We start from the raw sequence: 16,497 nt of genomic DNA, 5'->3' as shown, positions 1-16,497 counted from the left end.
AGCGAACGGAGAAAGGCGGCTGACCGGGGCCGCCCCGATACGTTCGCTACTGGACCGACATCATCGCCTTCGCCAGACTGTCGCGCAGGTGCTGTTGTTCCTCTTCGCTTAGCTTCTGAGGTTGCAGGACCACGACGAATCGCTTGAGCTCGCCGGTGAACTTGAACGGCATCTTGTCCGCATAGGTTTCGAGAACCGGGGTTCCCGTGTCCTGCCCGACGTCGAAGGTCTCGTCGAGAGAAAAGCGCACTCCAACCGTCCTTGAAATCTTGACCTGTCCAACCTGCTTTTCGTCCACCAGCAACGCCGCCGTTGCTCCCTTTCCAATGCCGCCGCCATCGTAGTCGAATTTGACCCGGATGATGTGATTGCCCGCCGCGAGCTTTTGATCGGACGTCACCACGAACTTATGATCCGGCTGGTTCGAGAACGCGTAGGCGAATTGAGGCTTGCCGTCCTGCATGAGTAACGCCCAGCCGCCGTATCTCCCGCCAATTGTTCCCAGCACTCCGTTGGCGCCGCCGTCTGGAATGACCACTTCGGCAGCCGCCGTCCAGGATTTATTCTTGAAGTCCGGCGCCGATCCTTCGGGAATGCGAATCATGCCGGGAAAATAGATGAACTCGCTGCGGCCCCGGGTCAGGCTTGGGCGAATCGCGGGATCTGCGCGCGACGCGAAACTGGAATCAAGCGGATAGACATTGTACTTTTTGGCTTCCACATCAAAGGCGTCCTGAAGCTCCTTCAACTTCTCGGGATATTTGCTGACCAGATTATTCGCCTGGCTGAAATCCTCGTGGATATTGTAGAGCTCCCACTTGTAATCGTCGGGGCTGGGTTCGGCGCCTATCGTCACCCAGGGCAGGCGCAGCGGCGTCGTGCTGGCCATCCAGCCATCCTTGTAGATCGCACGGTTGCCGACCAGCTCGAAATACTGGACCGGATGCCGGGTAGGCGCAGTGGCGGCGTCGAACGTGTACACAAGACTCACGCCTTCGATCGGCTTCTGCTTCACGCCGTCGAGCATGACCGGCGGCTTGATTTTGGCCGCCTCGTAGATCGTCGGCGCAATGTCGATCACATGGCAGAACTGAGACCGCAGCCCTCCCTTGTCCTTGATGCCGGCCGGCCATGAAATCACCATGCCGTTGCGGGTGCCGCCGAAGTGGGACGCGACCTGCTTGGTCCATTGCATGGGCGCATCCATGCCGTGCGCCCAACCGACCGGGTAGTGGTTATAGGTATTGGGCCCGCCGAGCTCATCGATCATCGAAAGCAGAAACGGGATGCTTTCCGGGACACTATTTGCTGCAGTGCCAACTTCATTGGTCGTACCTTGCAGCGTACCCTCGGCACTCGCGCCGTTGTCGCCCATGATGAAAATGACGAGCGTGTTGTCTTTCTGACCGGATTCCTCAAGGGCATCGAGCACACGGCCAATGTTGTAGTCGGCGTGTGACAGCGCACCGGCATAGACTTCCATCATCCGTGCATAGAGACGCTTTTGATCATCCGACAGGGTATCCCAGGCGGGGATCTGCTCCGGCCGCGTGGTCAACTGCGTATCGGGCGGGACCACGCCAAGCTTGATCTGGCGGGCGAGCGTCTCCTCGCGCACCTTGTCCCAGCCCTGATCGAACTGGCCCTTGTATTTCGCGATCCAGTCTTTGGGCGCGTGGTGCGGGGCGTGCGCGGTGCCGGTCGCGTAGTAAAGCAGCCATGGCTTCGTTGGCGCGAGTGCGTGTTGCATCCGCATCCATGCGATTGCCTTGTCGGCAAGATCAACATCGAGGATGTAGGTTGGGTTGCCGAGATAGGGCTCAATCGGCGTGGTGTTCTCGAATAGCGCTGGATGCCATTGGTCGCTGTCGCCACCGATAAATCCATAAAAGTACTCGAAGCCCAAGCCGTTCGGCCAAAGATCGAATGGACCGACCCGGCTCGACATCCAATCCGGCACGTTGTGCATCTTGCCGAACCATGAGGTGCTGTACCCGTTCTCCTTCAGCACTTCGCCAATGGAGCCAGCGCCCTTTGGAACAAGAGAGTTGTAGCCCGGATAGCCGGTCGCGAATTCGGTAATGACGCCGCTGGCGACCGAATGGTGATTGCGACCGGTGATCAGCGCCGCGCGCGTGGGTGAGCAAAGCGCCGTTGTGTGAAACATGTTGTAGCGAATGCCGCTGTCCGCAAGGCGTTGAAAATTCGGTGTCTGGATCGGTCCGCCGAACGTGCTGCTTGCGCCAAACCCGACGTCATCAGTCAGGATCAAGAGCACGTTCGGTGAACCAGCGGGCGCTGCGTATTCCTTGGGAAAATCGGGTGTCGAATTCTTGGCGAGACGTTCGATCTTGCCGTGAAACGCTGGCTCGGGCCTCGGCAAGACTGACCCGTCGTTGGGCGTCGCGGCGGCGGATGAAGTCACGGTGCCGGTGGATGCAGCTTCAACGGATCGCGGGAGTGCCGCTGACGCAGCGATGAGCGAGGCAGATTCGAGCAGCCGGCGTCGATTCATCCCGTCTGGTGACAACTGCCGGCCCGACTGTTCGTTTGATTTCTTCTTGCCCATCATGTTCTCCTCAGATGTGCCGTCTGGCTGAGACGTTGCACTACGGGAACCGGGTACAAATACTATGGAGCAATATAGACGTTGTGCTAACAAAGGCTTCCGACTTGCCCAGGGACATCATCGGTTATCACACGCGCGGTACTGGACGGGCAGCCAGATTCAGCCAGAAGCAGATACGTACGTTTGGAATCGAGCGATCCATGAGAGATTGATTGGTAACCTTTCCTGTTCGTGGTGAACGCACTATTGAGTGCCAAAAGCTTTGTTTGACGCAGTGGGCGCGCGTCCTGGAATAGCGCGCCTCGGCGTTGAAGTCAGTTCGTCGGAAATGACTGCTGCAAGCTGATGAGGTTCTGCGGAACCACGCGTATGAGCCCGCCGCGAGGACTATCAATGTCGGCGATAAGCGAAAGAGAGAGTGAGACCGTAATAGGTAGCACGAACAACAATACGCGCCGCCCGGACTCGCCTCGCACGCCATACCCCTGCATCAGGTTACTGAAGAACGCGATGGCGATCATGAGTGTCCACGCGGAAACAGGAATGCGGTTGAGCCATGCCGCCTGCGTGTAGCCTTGGGTGTTGATGACGTCATTCATGCCGCCTACAACGAGCGCTGCGATCGGGGTCGGTTGTGCAATGGCGGCGTCTCGCACATTCGCCCATAACTGGCCCTGAAGGTCTGCGGTCTTCCCGTTGATGATCTCCAGTTCGCGTGCGTCGCGCGTCTTGTAGTAATCAATGCGCAGCAGCACGTAGTCACGCAGCAGCGCCTTGACCTTCGCAGCTCGTGGTTCGCCGAGCAGTTCCACCCGAAGGTACTGGGTGCCGATGGCGTTCGCTTCCTCTTCCTCGTAATTTTTTCGCTGATCGTAGCGGCTCACTGCCATTGAGAGCGTGAACCCAATCAGAAGTGCAAGCAGCGTGAGCGTAGCTCCCTGTACAACGTTGTAGTTATCGCGTGCCTCGTCCGAAAGTGGAATGGCGCGTTGCAAACCGATTGCCCCGAGAGCGGCCGCCACGGACAGCAGCACAATCAGCGTAATGAAGAGGTATGCGGGATGATGTACGAGCTGGGTCATCTCGATTCCTTTGGAGTGTTGGTTCTTTCCTGCTGTTCAACCCGGCGCGGGTCGAACAGCATGTGCGGCCAGTCAGTTATCTCATTCCGGCGTCAGGCATGTTTGCGGATTTGTGGCGGTTTCCACGACGCGTCGAGAATCGGCTGTTTTCCCCAGTAGGCGCGGATGTACAAGGAGAAGGGGCCGGCCGGCGCTGGCAGCCAGTTCGACTCGTATTCCTGGCCAGGCGACTTTGCGAATCCATGAAAGATTGCATACGTCCTGAATGCGCACGCAACAATTGCGCAAGCTACCAGAAATAGCGCTCTCTTCATTTGGGCGTGTGCATTTCCTGATGCGCGGTTGGACAAGGTGATACCGGACGATGCGGCTGCTGGTTTCGACGGTGGACCTTCGTGTCAAATACGGAAGTACAACGAACGACTCGATGCTAGACTGGATCGCATCGTCGGACCGGTCTCTGGAAGCAGGCATGCGAACGAGGCAATCGCGTCTCGTCCGTCTCGTGTTGGCAACGTAACCCGGGTGAGGTGTGCGAATGACGGCCACGCAGCTTCTTGCAGACAGACAGGCGATGGGTCGCCAGGCTCGCGAACGCGCGAAGCGGTCCCAGCACGCAGACATCGGTAATACAAAACGCGACCCGATAGAGCTTCTCGAAGCCAGTAGTGCGGGCCGCGTCGAAGCACTCGTACCATTACGCTACGGCCGGATGTCGCTCTCACCGTTCACGTTCTTTCGTGGCACCGCAATAATCCAGGCCCACGACCTTGCCAGCACGGTCAATTCGGGTATCGCATTTCCGATTTGCGGCGACGCACATCTCATGAACTTCGGTGGCTTCGCGACGCCCGAGCGGCAACTGGTGTTCGATCTGAATGACTTCGACGAGGTCGCGCCGGGACCGTGGGAATGGGATCTGAAGCGGCTCGTGGGGAGCTTTGCGGTTGCCGGCGAGCACATGGGATTGGGACGAGGCCCGATCGGCGAGCTTGTCTGGAGCGCTGTTCACGAGTACACCGAGCGCATGCGCGAATACTCGGAATACAGCTCTCTGGATCTGTGGCACGAGATCATCAGCTTCGAGCGCATGATGGAGACGGCGAAAACCGACGAGGGCCGCAGTCTCCTCGCCAAAACATCCAAAAAGGCGGCGACGCGCACACACGAGAGCGTGCTGGCCAAGATGGCGACACAGGTTAACGGAAAGTGGACGATTCAGGACGCACCGCCCGCACTGTTTCATCCCACTGGACCCAATTCACTGCTTGGCAATGAGAGCAACTGGACCGACACCGAAGCCTGGCAAGGCAAACTCGCCAAAGCGTTCGACGCGTACCTGGACACGCTCCCAGCCGACCGGCGCCTTCTGATAAACCAGTACGAACTTCACGATATCGCGTTCAAGGTCGTGGGCGTGGGGAGTGTCGGCACCTTCTGCCTGGTGATGCTGTTCGTCGACAGCCACGGCACACCGCTGTTCCTGCAGGTCAAGGAGGCGCGACCTTCGGTGATCGCCCGATATTTTGAGGCCAAGGGTTACGATCACCAGGGACAGCGCGTCGTGGTCGGGCAACGCCTGCTGCAGGCGGCGAGCGACTCATTCCTCGGCTGGACCTCGGGGCCCGCTGGCCGGAACTTCTATTTCCGGCAATTGCGCGACATGAAGGTATCTGCCGAAGTGGAGCGCATGAGTACGACCGTCATGCAGGGCTATGCCCGCATTTGCGGATGGGCGCTTGCGCGTGCTCATGCCAAGGCGAGCGGCAAGGCGATTGAAATCGCCGCATATCTTGGAAGCGGCGAGCGTATGGCCGAAGCGCTGACCGAATACGCAATCGCCTGCGCCGCACAGAACGAAGCCGACTACAAGGCGTTTATGGGTGCATGCCGCTCAGGAAGACTCGAAGCACGAAGCGACGAAGACATGGCTGCGGATTTCCGTGTCTAACGATCGCGGTTGTGTGCACTTTTTTCTTTTCGGCGCGCGCTATTCGGCGCGCTGGGGGATTGGGCCGAAGAAGATTGACGAGAGTTTCCCGCGTCCGATAACCCGTGAGAGTTCGGCAATGACACAGTAGTTGAAAATCAGTGTCACGAGCATGATCTGCACACCCCAGAAGCGCGGCCAGTTCATCTCGGCCAGCAGGTGCACGTTAGCCTGGAGGATGCTGTGCGTGTCCCTCCAGGCCTCGAACAGCCGCTCCAGATAGTGGATGACTGTTGCGACCACGGCGTACATCAGCGTCTTCCACGCCACGTTCCAGATTAACGGCTTGTCCGGAAACCGGTTGATGAACGGCAACATGTCCGCGAGCAGCACCGCCTTGCCCAGGATAAGCGAGGCGACCAGCACGGACGCCGAAGTGGGTATCGAAACGCCGGTTCCCCTGATCATCAGCGAACGAACAATGACCACGATATGCAGAATGATGAAAAAGAAGATCGTGGGCGGCAGCACCTTCATGAATTCATGCTTGAGCTTGTCCGTGAGCGTAGTCATTGCGCGAGTCTCCGAGGCGAGTTCGACTTCATTCGTGGTCATTCGATGAGATCAGTCGATTGCGCCTTGCATATTTTCAAACCGGAAATGCACTTGTCGAAAGAATAGATATCGCCATTAACAAAAAAGCGTTCAATGGGGCCAAAAAGATGGTCATTGGACGTTTCGAGTATAGAGGTTAGTGAATTATGAGATCCTGTTTGAAGTACAGGATGAAGTGCTGGATACAAATATTAATAAACAAACAATTCAAAACGTTGATCATCGACTGGGTACGAGGAAAGCACCATGTCGAAATTTGCGCGACTGCTGCCGATGCTATGTCTCATCTCGCTGGCCGCGACGATGATGGCGCAAGCGGCAGCGGCGGACGTGTTTCCTGCATCGAGTCCGACCGGTAACGGACCAGACGCAACCTTGCAGGTTGCCATTGCCTCAGTCGCGCCTTTCGTGCTGCCTCAGACAATGACGCCGGAAGGTTTCAGCATCGACGTATGGGATGAGATAGCACGCCGCATGCATGTTGAATTTGCGTGGCGGCGTGTTGCGACTCAGGCCGATCTGCTCCCCGCCGTGCAACGAGGCGACGCGGACGTCGCGATCGCCGCCATCACCATGACGCCGCAACGAGAGAAGCAGGTCGATTTTTCCCTTCCGTATTTCGATGCGGGCTTGCAGATCATGGTGCGCTCGCACAGCGAAAGCGGCTTTTTCGTGGCTGTGCCGTGGCTGGCCATCGGCCAACTTCTGGTTGTGGCGGCCATCATTGTTTTTGCGCTCGCTAATCTCGTGTGGCTGCTGGAACGAAAGCACAACAGGGATTTCCAGAAGCCCTGGCTGCGTGCGATTGGTGAGGGCTTATGGGTAACGATGCTGATCATCGCAACCGGAGAGCACGGGGAGCGCGAGACGGCCGGTATGTGGAAGCGCATCCTCGTACCTGCGATGTGGCTTATCGGCGTCGTGCTGATCGCTCAACTGACCGCAACCGTCACGTCGTCGCAGACGGTGGCACGCCTGCAATCGAGCATTCGTGGCCCGGAAGACCTGCCGGGAAAGAAGATCGCCACCGTGCCTGGAACTGTTGCGGCGGACTACCTTACCGAACGTGGTTTGCCATACGTAAATGTGAACAATGCGGCAGACGGCTTTCGTATGATTACCCAAGGCACCGTGGATGCGATCGTATATGACGCACCGACGCTCCAATACTGGGCCACGAGGCTTGGCACCGGTGAACTTGCGGTCGTCGGTCCAATCTTCAGGCCGGAAAAATATGGCATAGCTGTTGCCGATGGCAGTCCCTTGCGCAAGCAGATCAACGAGACACTGCTCGCCATGTACGAGGATGGTACCTATGAGCGAATCTACGGGAAGTGGTTTTCGCAGGGAAAGTGAGTGTCGGCATGCTGCTCTCGCTACTCGAGCACCAATACACTAACCTGTTGCTGGTGGACGGGACGCATACAACGAGAAGAGCGCCACGGTGGGCGCCGTTGCTGCCGTCACAATCATTGTGGAGTGCCCAAATGGCGGCGCATGGCAATTTCTCGATGGGGAGACGGATGCTTTTGGCGCAAGCGCCTATCGCGCTAGCTGCTGCCGCCATCCCGAAGGCTGCCCGAGCAGCCAATGCGCCTTCCGCCGTTATGCTCCAACTTAGCACTTATCTGGCTGACGCGGCGAATCGAGCTCTCCCCGACGAAGTGGTCGAAAAAGCCAAGCAACATATTCTCGACACTTTCGCGGCGATGGTTTCCGGTTCGCTTCTGCCTCCGGGACGCGCCGCGCTGCAATACGCGCGCTCGGTCGGAGGAGCGGGGGAGGCGACCGTCGTTGCGTCGACACTTACCGCCAGTGCAGTTGAAGCGGCATTCGTGAACGCCATGCTCGCCCAGTCGGATGAGACCGATGATTCCAATGAATTCTCGCAATCCCATCCGGGTTGCGCTATCGTGCCGGCGGCATATGCTATGGCCGAGACGTTCGGCGTCGATGGCAACCGCCTCCTGCGAGCCGTCACGCTGGGCTACGACATCGGTCCGCGCGTGACGATCAGTTTTGGAGCGCTCGACTTCCGCAACAATAGCCACAAGAGCACACATGCTATTGCCGAGCTTTTCGGCGCGGCGGCCGCCTCGGGCTGCGTTGCCGGACTCGGAGCGCAGCAGATGCGATGGCTGCTCGATTACACGGCTCAGCAATCCGCCGGCATCGGAGCGTGGACGCGTGACACCCAACATATGGAAAAAGCGTTTGTCTTCGCCGGAATGCCGGCGAAGAACGGCGTGATGTCGGCGCTTCTGGTCCATTCCGGATTTACTGGAATCGACGACATCTTCTCGGGCTCCGACAACTACTTCCTCGCGTATGCTCCCAAGGCCAATCAGGACGAACTGACTAAAGACCTTGGCAATCGCTATGAAATAGTTCGAACCAACATCAAGAAGTGGTCCGTCGGCTCGCCCATCCAGGCGCCACTGGACGCGATGGAAAATATCTTCGAGAAGCATCAGGTTGATCCGGAGAAGGTCCGATCTATCGTGGTGCGCCTTGCGCACACGGAGGCCCGGATCGTAGACAACCGCGAAATGCCTGATATCTGCTTGCAGCACATGGTAGCGGTCATGCTGCTCGATAGGACCATCTCGTTCCAGGCCGCGCACGATAGGGCCCGCATGAGCAATCCTGACGTCTTGCGGATCCGCGCGAAGGTCCAGCTTGTTCCCAGCGATGAGTTGGAGGCTCTGGAACCGGCCAGGCACGCGATCGTCGAAATTACCCTGGACGACGGAACGGCGCTAACGGACCATGTCGCACATGTTCGCGGAACGGCAGAGAACCCCATGGATCGCGGCGAGGTGGTGCGCAAGGCGATCGACCTCATTGAACCCGTTCTGGGCAAAGCAAATTGCGCTGGCTTGATCGAAAAGCTGATGGGGCTTGAAAAACTCAACGATCTGCGAGAGTTGCGTCCACTTCTTCAGAAAGCCTAACCCGAGATGACCACCGATGGCCGGTAGAGTCCGGTATCTACCCGAGGAAGGGTGCCTGGTCGCGACCGGCTCATTGGCAAGTTCTCCTGGCTTCGATTGACTTGCGAAGCTCGGAGCAATCCTGTTTGCGCATCCTGTGCTGTACGCGTCGAGACGGGCGACAGGGCTACTCGCTGAGCCGGAAATACTCGCTTGGAACCACCCCAAGCTGCTTTTTGAACATCGCTGTGAATGCGCTAGGGCTGTCGTAGCCCATGCTCAGTGCAACATCCAGGACACTCTGACCGGTCGCAAGACGCTCCAGTGCCATCAGCAGGCGAGCCTGCTGGCGCCATTGGCCGAAGGTCATGCCAACTTGCTGAGCAAAAGTGCGCTGCACCGTTTTAGGATCGACGCCTACGACCTGCGCCCATTCGCGCAGCGTTCGCTTATCGTCAGGCGCATCGCGTATCTGTTTGCATATTTCAGCCAGATACGGATGAGTGGGAAGCGGGAGATGTAGCGGGAGCACCGGCAAGAAGTTGAGCTCATCCAGAAGCAATCCCATAAGCCGTCCGTCGCGAGAGTCGGCTGTGTATTCGCCGGTTATGTTCATGGCGCTCAAAATGAGCTGCCGGAGAAGATCGGAAATCGCAACGGTATGGCAGCGGTCCGGCAATCCGCTCGCGGCATCCGGCTGGATGTAAAGCGTACGCATGGTCACCGCGTTCACCATTCGGACGGTATGTGCCATATACGCCGGCATCCAGATCGCCTGCGTCGGTGGCACGATCCATTGGCCCGCTTCGCTGCTGATAACCATGACGCCATCGACCGCGTAGATCAGTTGCGCTGCCGAATGGTGGTGCAACGGGCGTATATGGCCAGCCGGAAAATCGACGGCCCTGCTGCTCACCGGAACCGTGCAGCGGTGATGATCGCGTTGAGTGGAAGCGTGGCGTGGCATGTCCATTTTGCGACGATGTGACGAAATTTCGCGTGAGACAGGCCATCAGTCTACCCCTAGACTGGGCTCGACTACATCAATCGCTCTCACGCCATGAAAATCGCGCATGCTCCCGTCAGCAGTTCAGAAGCATCGACACCCGCAAGCCAGACTCCGTACCGCACGGCCTTCGGAATACTCGGCGTCACGAGTGCGTCGCATCTGCTCAACGACATGATTCAATCGTTGATGATCGCCGTATATCCGATCTTCAAGGTTGGGTTGCATCTTTCGTATTGGCAGATCGGCTTTGTCACTTTGGCTTACCAGGTCACAGCCAGTCTTTTGCAACCGCTCATCGGGCGCTATACGGATCGCAGGCCGCAGCCGTATTCATTGCCGCTCGCAATGCTGTTCAGCTTCTGTGGCCTGTTCGCACTCTCGCGAGCCCACGGGTTCCTGGCATTGATCGGCGCGGCAATGCTGGTGGGCGTCGGCTCATCCGTGTTTCATCCGGAAACGTCGCGTGTGGCGCGGCTTGCGTCAGGTGGCCGTCACGGGCTCGCGCAGTCCATTTTTCAGGTCGGCGGTAACGCCGGCAGTGCGATCGGACCGCTGCTTGCGGCGTTGATCGTCGTGCCCAATGGGCAAGGTAGCATTGTATGGTTCACAATCGCGGCGCTGTTGGCCATGATTTTGCTGTGGCACGTGAGCTGGTGGTACGAAGACCAGATTGCACGGAGAAAACGCAGCAGAGGAGCCACTCACGCGTCTCCGCTCAACATGCGTGTGGTCGCACCGGTTATCGGCATCCTCATGGTGCTGATGTTTTCCAAATACTTCTACACGGTAAGTATAACTAACTACCTGATCTTCTATTTGATCGAGAAGTTTGGAATCAGTATGCGCGCGGCGCAATTGCACCTGTTCATGTTTCTCGGTGCGGTGGCGTTAGGCACCCTGTTTGGTGGTCCGTTGGGCGACCGTATCGGCAGAAAGGCGGTGATCTGGTTTTCGATCCTGGGGGCCGCGCCTTTTACGATGATCCTGCCTGATGCAAATCTCACCGTGACGACGGTGCTGATCGTGCTGATCGGCCTGATCGTATCGTCGGCGTTCTCGGCCATTCTCGTCTATGCACAGGAACTGATGCCGGGCCGAGTCGGCATGGTGTCCGGTTTGTTTTTCGGCTTCGCGTTTGGCCTGGGTGGAATCGGCGCGGCTACGTTGGGCTGGATGGCGGACCACTTCGGCATCGCGGCCGTTTATCGACTTTGTGCCTGGCTTCCCTTGCTCGGCATTGTTGCCGTGTTCCTGCCCAGACCGGCGACCGCTGTCGATTCCACGCGAGACCGCTGATGAAGATCGTGGATCTGGTTTGCATCATCGGCGTCGCTGGCACATATGCGCTGGTCTCCCATGTCGGTTATTGCATGCACATCAGGAAAATGAAGGAAGCGATAGAAAGCGAGCCATTTGCGCTGAGGGGCGTGACACGACGTGAAGCGTCTGCCCGGCTACTCATTTGGGAAGCGCAAAAGAAGAGGGTATTGCCGACTGCAAGCCTGTTGGCGGTATTGCTTTATGCCTTGGATGGCCTGTTCTCTTTCATCCAATAGCCTGCGTTCACCGTTGCCGGCAACAGTGCGGCCCTTTTTTCTCGCAGTTTCGCAATACGTATCCAACTCATTCGGCGCGGGCAAGCGACCGGTTTCCGCCGCTAAGCCGCCTCTCGCATTGGCGCAACGACGGACTGCTCCTGGCCGACTACAGCCCGCCCCGGTCGACCGTAGTCGGCCTATTTTTAAATCGCTTGTCGTCCTTAGTTACGGTGGACGGCAGGCGACACGGTGCTCGGGGTCGCCAGCGTGTTGTTGACTCCGAAAGCGACGGTGGGCGACGTTGAGCTACTGTTCACGCTCTTCGGCGGGACTGACCTGGACGACCCGGCGCCCATACCGCTGTCCGATGAGGTTGCACCAGGCGTGCCATAGCCGCTCGTTGCGTTGGCGGCCGCCGACACCGTGGTAGAGGCCGGTAGCGCGTTGTTGCCCGGCGCATCGGTGCCCCTCGACGGCGCGAGTCCTGGTATGGCTTTTTGGCTGGACGCAGACGAGCCATCGGATACACCACCGCTTCGAACCTGGGCGCGCGCCAAGGGGCCACTCGATTGCGCGAACGTGACGGTGGGCGCGGCAAGCGCCGCGACGATGGCAACAGCCTGAATAATTGCCCTCATGATTAACCTCCATGACTGTGATTTGCTGCGAAGTGTTGTTCGCAATCGGTGAAGCCAGTCTATGTAGGTAGGTGGTTAAGATAAACGCACTCGCAAGAACAATACTTATGACGCGCGCGCATAGGCACCTTTGCCGCGATCGGTATCGCTCCACGTCGCAGGGGAATTTGGCCGCTGGCCCTTCTAGGGACTCAACGCCCAAGCTCTGCCGAAGCAGGTCACTGCTGCGGCAGCAGGCTTCTCACCCACGTCATCGCAATTGGCGAGTCCGTATGAATCGTCAAGCCTCTTGCTCATGCAACCAGGGCGCATAGCTCAAACCGACCAGCACTCCTTCGGGGCTGATGAATCTCGCTATGGTTTGCCCCCAAGGTTCTGTCCTTGCCTCATGAATAAAGACTTGACCCTTCACTTTCATTTCTTGAACTGCCGACTCTACTGCCTTCGCATCCGCCAGTTCGAAGTCAATGTTTGCGGTCGGCTCGGGAATGGAAGGTGGCCAATCATCTTGCCCGAAGCATGACTGAGCTGCCATATTCAGAGGCCACACACCAAAGTGATTGGCTCCGGCAAACTTGTCCATGAAAAGATAGTCGGGATGTTCGCCATACCTCTCTAGCGGCAAGCCAAGTTTCTCCAGATACAGGGAAGCACTTGCGTCTGGCTGCTTTGTAATTGTGGCGAACCCAGCAATGCATTTGATTTCCATTGAAACTCCTGTGTCACTGGTGAAGGGAACGGCAAACTTACCAGGGCGGCTTGCTCGCGATTTACTGCGCTGAGCCGTCATGCACGGACAGTGATCTGCCGACAAGCCGCATATTTTCGAGTGGTCGACCGATTTAACAGGAAACGTAAAAATACGCGGAAATGGACGATCCCACGCAGACCCATCTAGCGCTCAGTATAGGCGGTGATAACTGGCAGCTCGAATGGGCTGCTAACGGTGAGGATGACTGGTCGCGTTGGCCTGGATCGTCGGCAGGGTCGCTTTACGAGCCTACGGAGGGTCGTTGCCCCGCACCTGGAAAGACAGAGACGTGAGCAGTCTCACGAGCCTTGCGCGCTGAAGCGGGGTGAGTCCTTTTGTTGCGCTCACCTGCTCGATTCGAGCACGCCAGTAGGCCTGGCTGAACAATGAATCTGCGCCAGCCGCTGACAGGACCCGCTCGAGGTGAGCGATCGCCGCTTCGGCAGTGTGGGGTGTATAAGGGCTCTCTCTGTACCCTGCGGCCTGTTTTATCTTTCGTGATTTCATCGATGTCTACAGATGCGGGACCGGCAGAGTCCGTTCCGCTCCCCATGCAGTCAGTCGAGATGTGTTCTGCATTTGGTGTCCGGCCGCGAGTCGAAGCCAGGTGAGTCATGAGAGGAGGGGAGCGCTTTAGTCGACACGATGCTCTCGGCGCGTGCACGCGCACATCCGACCTGAACAATGTTTCGCGAGCTTCGCCGCTTATCAGCCATCTCAGTTCGCCGACCGGAGCGGCGTATGTAGACGTACTGGACAGCGTCGCGTTCACACGCGGTCACCCCGCTCTTGTGGAAGCACAGACCCCGCAGGGTTCGTGCACGTTTCCACTCGCGGCGATAGTGAGCCACGACCACGAGCGTTGCGATGCCAAGCGCGGGGCATCCGATCACCAGGCCGATCCAGGTCGCGCTCATGAGACGGTCCTTTCTACGTTGAATACAGTTGTGGGCGGCCGGTTCGGACCCCTCGTGAACAGGCCGCAACGTGGTTGGGGCTGTTGTTACTGCATGTGCTGACCGCCGTTGATCGCGAGATTGGCGCCGGTCACGAAACCGGCATCGTCTGAGCAGAGATAAAGCACGAGCGCTGCAACTTCCTCTGGCTTGCCGAGACGGCCCATAGGGATATGAGGCAAGATCTTCGTCTCGAGGATTGCCTGGGGAATCGCCGTGACCATTTTCGTAGCCAGGTAGCCCGGAGATACCGTGTTGACGGTCACCCCTTTTCGTGCGACTTCCAGTGCGAGTGATTTCGTGAATCCGTGCATGCCGGCCTTGGCCGCGGCATAGTTTGTCTGGCCGATCGAGCCTTTCGAGCCGTTGACGGACGAAATGTTGACGATACGTCCCCAGCCACGAGCGCTCATTTCTTCGCAGAGCGGCTTCGTCATGTTAAATACCGAGTCCAGGTTCGTGCGGATGACCGCGTCCCAGTTTTCCTTATCCATCTTTCGGAGCGTCATGTCCTCGGTGATCCCGGCGTTGTTCACCAGAATTTCAACCGGACCGACATCAAACCGGATTCGGGCAGCAAAGTGCTGGCATGAATCGTAATTAGCCACATCAACCGGATACGAGAGAAAAGTCCGGCCCTGAGATTGCATGTTCGCGAGCCATTCAGCTGCGCCGACGTTGCTCGGCGAGTGTGTGACTACAACCAGGTAGCCGGCATCGTGCAGCTTCGTACTGATCGCTTCGCCTAGACCGCCCATACCGCCAGTTACAACCGCAATTCGCTTCGTCATTTCTACCCTTCGTGCTTTGTCATATTTGCGAGAAACGTGAAGCATCAGATGGCCGTCTCGCAAAAACCAGCCACTTCGTGGGCATACCTCCTTGCAGAGAACAATCTTCGTCCCTGCAGCGCTAGATCTGTCTCGAACCCGCTTGCATCCCAAATATTGATTCGTATGACTAACTAATATGCTCGCGTTGAAATCCCACTGATACCGAATCATTTTCACCAACGCCCCGTGAGGCATATGAACGAGCGTTTAACTAACGTTACCGGTAACAACTTCAGACGCGAGACACCCATGGGATCTAGCACCCGCGTGTTAGCCATTTCGAGCTCAGGTGTGCGTACGGCCGATCATTTTTCTCGGGCGGAGGCACACACGACCGATGACCGGATGGTAGTAGATAAACTACATACAATCAATGAATAAAATGTAGTTTCCATACATGTTCCGTACATAGCCGGGTGTAGGCCGCCGCGACGCGACGGGGCGTAATATGACCGCCGCACGAGAGGCGCTTCGCGACCCATTTACTTCGGTCGGGTCATTGGACCGTTGTGGTTGTTCGCGACTAACCAACGGTCACTCGGCCGGCTGAAGAACCGGGCGGCGGGTGCGAGCGTGGGTGAATGCTTCCGATAGCATCGCGCGACCGTCTCTGTCGCCGCGTCGTGCACCTATCGCCTGATCTGATCGATGCGCGACAGAAAGGTCGACAGGATCGGCGAGCGGTTGTTCCGGTTATAGCCGACCACCAGTTCAATCGTCGGCGGTTCGCCCTTGAGCGGCCGGCTTGTCACCGACCAGGGCAGCAGGTTTTCGGCATAGGCCGGCAGCAGCGCAACCCCTCTCGTCGAAGCGATCAGCGACATCGCCATCGTGAGGTTGTGGACACGATGTGCTGGCTCGATGGCGAGATCGTTCGCCGCCAGATAGTTCTCGATTGCGCGGCGCATCGGACCGGCCACGTCCGAGCCGCTGATGAACGGCTCCCCTGCCAGTTCATGCACGTCGATTTCCTCGCGGTCCGCCAGATGATGATCGCTAGGCATCAGCACGACGAAAGGTTCGCGCGCGACGGTCACGTACTCGAGGTCGGGCCGGTTGGATTCGGCGCGCATGAATGCGATGTCCAGCCGGCCCGTTGACAGTCCTTCCGCCAGATCCGGGGAGTGTTCGCTCGATACCGTCATCTCGAGGGTCTGCAGGTCGGCCGCGAGAACACGCGTCGCTTCGCCGAGCCACGTCACTTCCTGGCCGCTCAGAAAACCGACCGCAAACGTCAGCTTGGCCGGCCGCGCCGCTCGCCGCGCGGCCTCGCACGCCGCGTCGACCTGCGCCAGGGCCAGGCGCGCATGATCCAGAAATGCCTTGCCGGCATCGGTCAGCTCGATGCCACGCGCGCTGCGCACAAACAGCTGCGCACCGACCTCGTACTCGAGGTCCCGGATCTGGCGGCTGAGGGATGGCTGGGACGTAAAAAGACGCCGCTCCGCGGCAACGGTCAGGCTGCCTTCTTCTGCCACAGCAACGAAATAGCGCAGATGTCGCAGTTCCATGCGCGAAGTCCTTTCCGGGAAGTCATGCCTGCCAGGTATGGCGGCCAGCTTACAAAGTCTTTTTCGCCCATGCAAGTGCCATCTATCGTTCGATTCCAGCAGAGGACGAACCGTCTCTCGCCTCAACGTTAG

Annotated in this window: 12 protein-coding genes; 5 read left to right on the top strand and 7 right to left on the bottom strand. The window is 58.2% G+C overall.

Annotated features, from left to right (window positions below; translation table 11 throughout):
• Positions 1-46: 46 nt before the first annotated feature.
• Positions 47-2,572, bottom strand: coding sequence for an arylsulfatase (locus E1N52_RS04625; protein ID WP_246088957.1), 2,526 nt, complete (start codon positions 2,570-2,572; stop codon positions 47-49).
• A 311-nt stretch (positions 2,573-2,883) separates the two neighbouring features.
• Positions 2,884-3,651 (bottom strand): bestrophin-like domain, encoded by a 768-nt coding sequence (locus tag E1N52_RS04620; protein WP_133180634.1) that lies wholly within the window; start codon positions 3,649-3,651, stop codon positions 2,884-2,886.
• 538 nt (positions 3,652-4,189) lie between these two features.
• Between E1N52_RS04620 and E1N52_RS04610 the strand changes: the two genes are divergently transcribed.
• Positions 4,190-5,602, top strand: coding sequence for a DUF2252 domain-containing protein (locus E1N52_RS04610; protein ID WP_133180630.1), 1,413 nt, complete (start codon positions 4,190-4,192; stop codon positions 5,600-5,602).
• A 39-nt stretch (positions 5,603-5,641) separates the two neighbouring features.
• Here E1N52_RS04610 and E1N52_RS04605 read toward each other — a convergent pair whose 3' ends face one another.
• Positions 5,642-6,154, bottom strand: coding sequence for a hypothetical protein (locus E1N52_RS04605; RefSeq protein WP_133180629.1), 513 nt, complete (start codon positions 6,152-6,154; stop codon positions 5,642-5,644).
• Positions 6,155-6,442: 288 nt separating this feature from the next.
• Between E1N52_RS04605 and E1N52_RS04600 the strand changes: the two genes are divergently transcribed.
• On the top strand, positions 6,443-7,552 hold the full coding sequence (locus E1N52_RS04600) for a transporter substrate-binding domain-containing protein (RefSeq protein WP_133180627.1): 1,110 nt from the start codon (positions 6,443-6,445) through the stop codon (positions 7,550-7,552).
• Positions 7,553-7,683: 131 nt separating this feature from the next.
• Positions 7,684-9,150: an MmgE/PrpD family protein gene (locus E1N52_RS04595; protein ID WP_133180625.1), complete on the top strand. Its 1,467-nt coding sequence runs from the start codon at positions 7,684-7,686 to the stop codon at positions 9,148-9,150.
• Between the two features lie 166 nt (positions 9,151-9,316).
• On the opposite strand, the gene E1N52_RS04590 is transcribed toward E1N52_RS04595, so the two are convergent.
• A complete protein-coding gene (locus E1N52_RS04590) occupies positions 9,317-10,096 on the bottom strand; it encodes an AraC family transcriptional regulator (RefSeq protein ID WP_133180623.1) in 780 nt (259 codons plus the stop codon).
• A gap of 93 nt (positions 10,097-10,189) precedes the next feature.
• Here E1N52_RS04590 and E1N52_RS04585 point away from each other — a divergent pair, with 93 nt between their 5' ends.
• Positions 10,190-11,434 (top strand): MFS transporter, encoded by a 1,245-nt coding sequence (locus tag E1N52_RS04585; protein WP_133180621.1) that lies wholly within the window; start codon positions 10,190-10,192, stop codon positions 11,432-11,434.
• Positions 11,434-11,694, top strand: coding sequence for a hypothetical protein (locus tag E1N52_RS04580; RefSeq protein ID WP_133180619.1), 261 nt, complete (start codon positions 11,434-11,436; stop codon positions 11,692-11,694). The genes E1N52_RS04585 and E1N52_RS04580 overlap by 1 nt, the downstream gene beginning before the upstream one ends.
• 900 nt (positions 11,695-12,594) lie before the next feature.
• Here the strand turns inward: E1N52_RS04580 and E1N52_RS04570 are convergent.
• The 3 genes from E1N52_RS04570 to E1N52_RS04550 form a co-directional block, all read right to left on the bottom strand.
• On the bottom strand, positions 12,595-13,023 hold the full coding sequence (locus tag E1N52_RS04570; protein WP_133180617.1) for a VOC family protein: 429 nt from the start codon (positions 13,021-13,023) through the stop codon (positions 12,595-12,597).
• Positions 13,024-14,068: 1,045 nt separating this feature from the next.
• Complete coding sequence (gene phbB, locus E1N52_RS04555; RefSeq protein ID WP_133180611.1) at positions 14,069-14,812, bottom strand: acetoacetyl-CoA reductase; 744 nt, start codon at positions 14,810-14,812, stop codon at positions 14,069-14,071.
• Positions 14,813-15,483: 671 nt separating this feature from the next.
• The gene (locus E1N52_RS04550) at positions 15,484-16,365 is read right to left on the bottom strand and encodes a LysR family transcriptional regulator (RefSeq protein ID WP_133180609.1); all 882 of its coding nucleotides are present in this window, start codon (positions 16,363-16,365) and stop codon (positions 15,484-15,486) included.
• Between the last annotated feature and the right edge of the window lie 132 nt (positions 16,366-16,497).

The organism is Paraburkholderia guartelaensis, assembly GCF_004353905.1.
GTDB classification, from domain to species: Bacteria; Pseudomonadota; Gammaproteobacteria; order Burkholderiales; family Burkholderiaceae; genus Paraburkholderia; species Paraburkholderia guartelaensis.
This window is presented reverse-complemented; position numbering and strand designations above follow the sequence as displayed.

What these genes read in the sequence shown, in the direction of transcription:
- E1N52_RS04625 (WP_246088957.1), bottom strand. Translation starts at nt 2,572, where the DNA reads ATGATGGGCAAGAAGAAATCAAACGAACAGTCGGGCCGGCAGTTGTCA.
- E1N52_RS04620 (WP_133180634.1), bottom strand. Translation starts at nt 3,651, where the DNA reads ATGACCCAGCTCGTACATCATCCCGCATACCTCTTCATTACGCTGATT.
- E1N52_RS04610 (WP_133180630.1), top strand. Translation starts at nt 4,190, where the DNA reads ATGACGGCCACGCAGCTTCTTGCAGACAGACAGGCGATGGGTCGCCAG.
- E1N52_RS04605 (WP_133180629.1), bottom strand. Translation starts at nt 6,154, where the DNA reads ATGACTACGCTCACGGACAAGCTCAAGCATGAATTCATGAAGGTGCTG.
- E1N52_RS04600 (WP_133180627.1), top strand. Translation starts at nt 6,443, where the DNA reads ATGTCGAAATTTGCGCGACTGCTGCCGATGCTATGTCTCATCTCGCTG.
- E1N52_RS04595 (WP_133180625.1), top strand. Translation starts at nt 7,684, where the DNA reads ATGGCGGCGCATGGCAATTTCTCGATGGGGAGACGGATGCTTTTGGCG.
- E1N52_RS04590 (WP_133180623.1), bottom strand. Translation starts at nt 10,096, where the DNA reads ATGCCACGCCACGCTTCCACTCAACGCGATCATCACCGCTGCACGGTT.
- E1N52_RS04585 (WP_133180621.1), top strand. Translation starts at nt 10,190, where the DNA reads ATGAAAATCGCGCATGCTCCCGTCAGCAGTTCAGAAGCATCGACACCC.
- E1N52_RS04580 (WP_133180619.1), top strand. Translation starts at nt 11,434, where the DNA reads ATGAAGATCGTGGATCTGGTTTGCATCATCGGCGTCGCTGGCACATAT.
- E1N52_RS04570 (WP_133180617.1), bottom strand. Translation starts at nt 13,023, where the DNA reads ATGGAAATCAAATGCATTGCTGGGTTCGCCACAATTACAAAGCAGCCA.
- phbB (WP_133180611.1), bottom strand. Translation starts at nt 14,812, where the DNA reads ATGACGAAGCGAATTGCGGTTGTAACTGGCGGTATGGGCGGTCTAGGC.
- E1N52_RS04550 (WP_133180609.1), bottom strand. Translation starts at nt 16,365, where the DNA reads ATGGAACTGCGACATCTGCGCTATTTCGTTGCTGTGGCAGAAGAAGGC.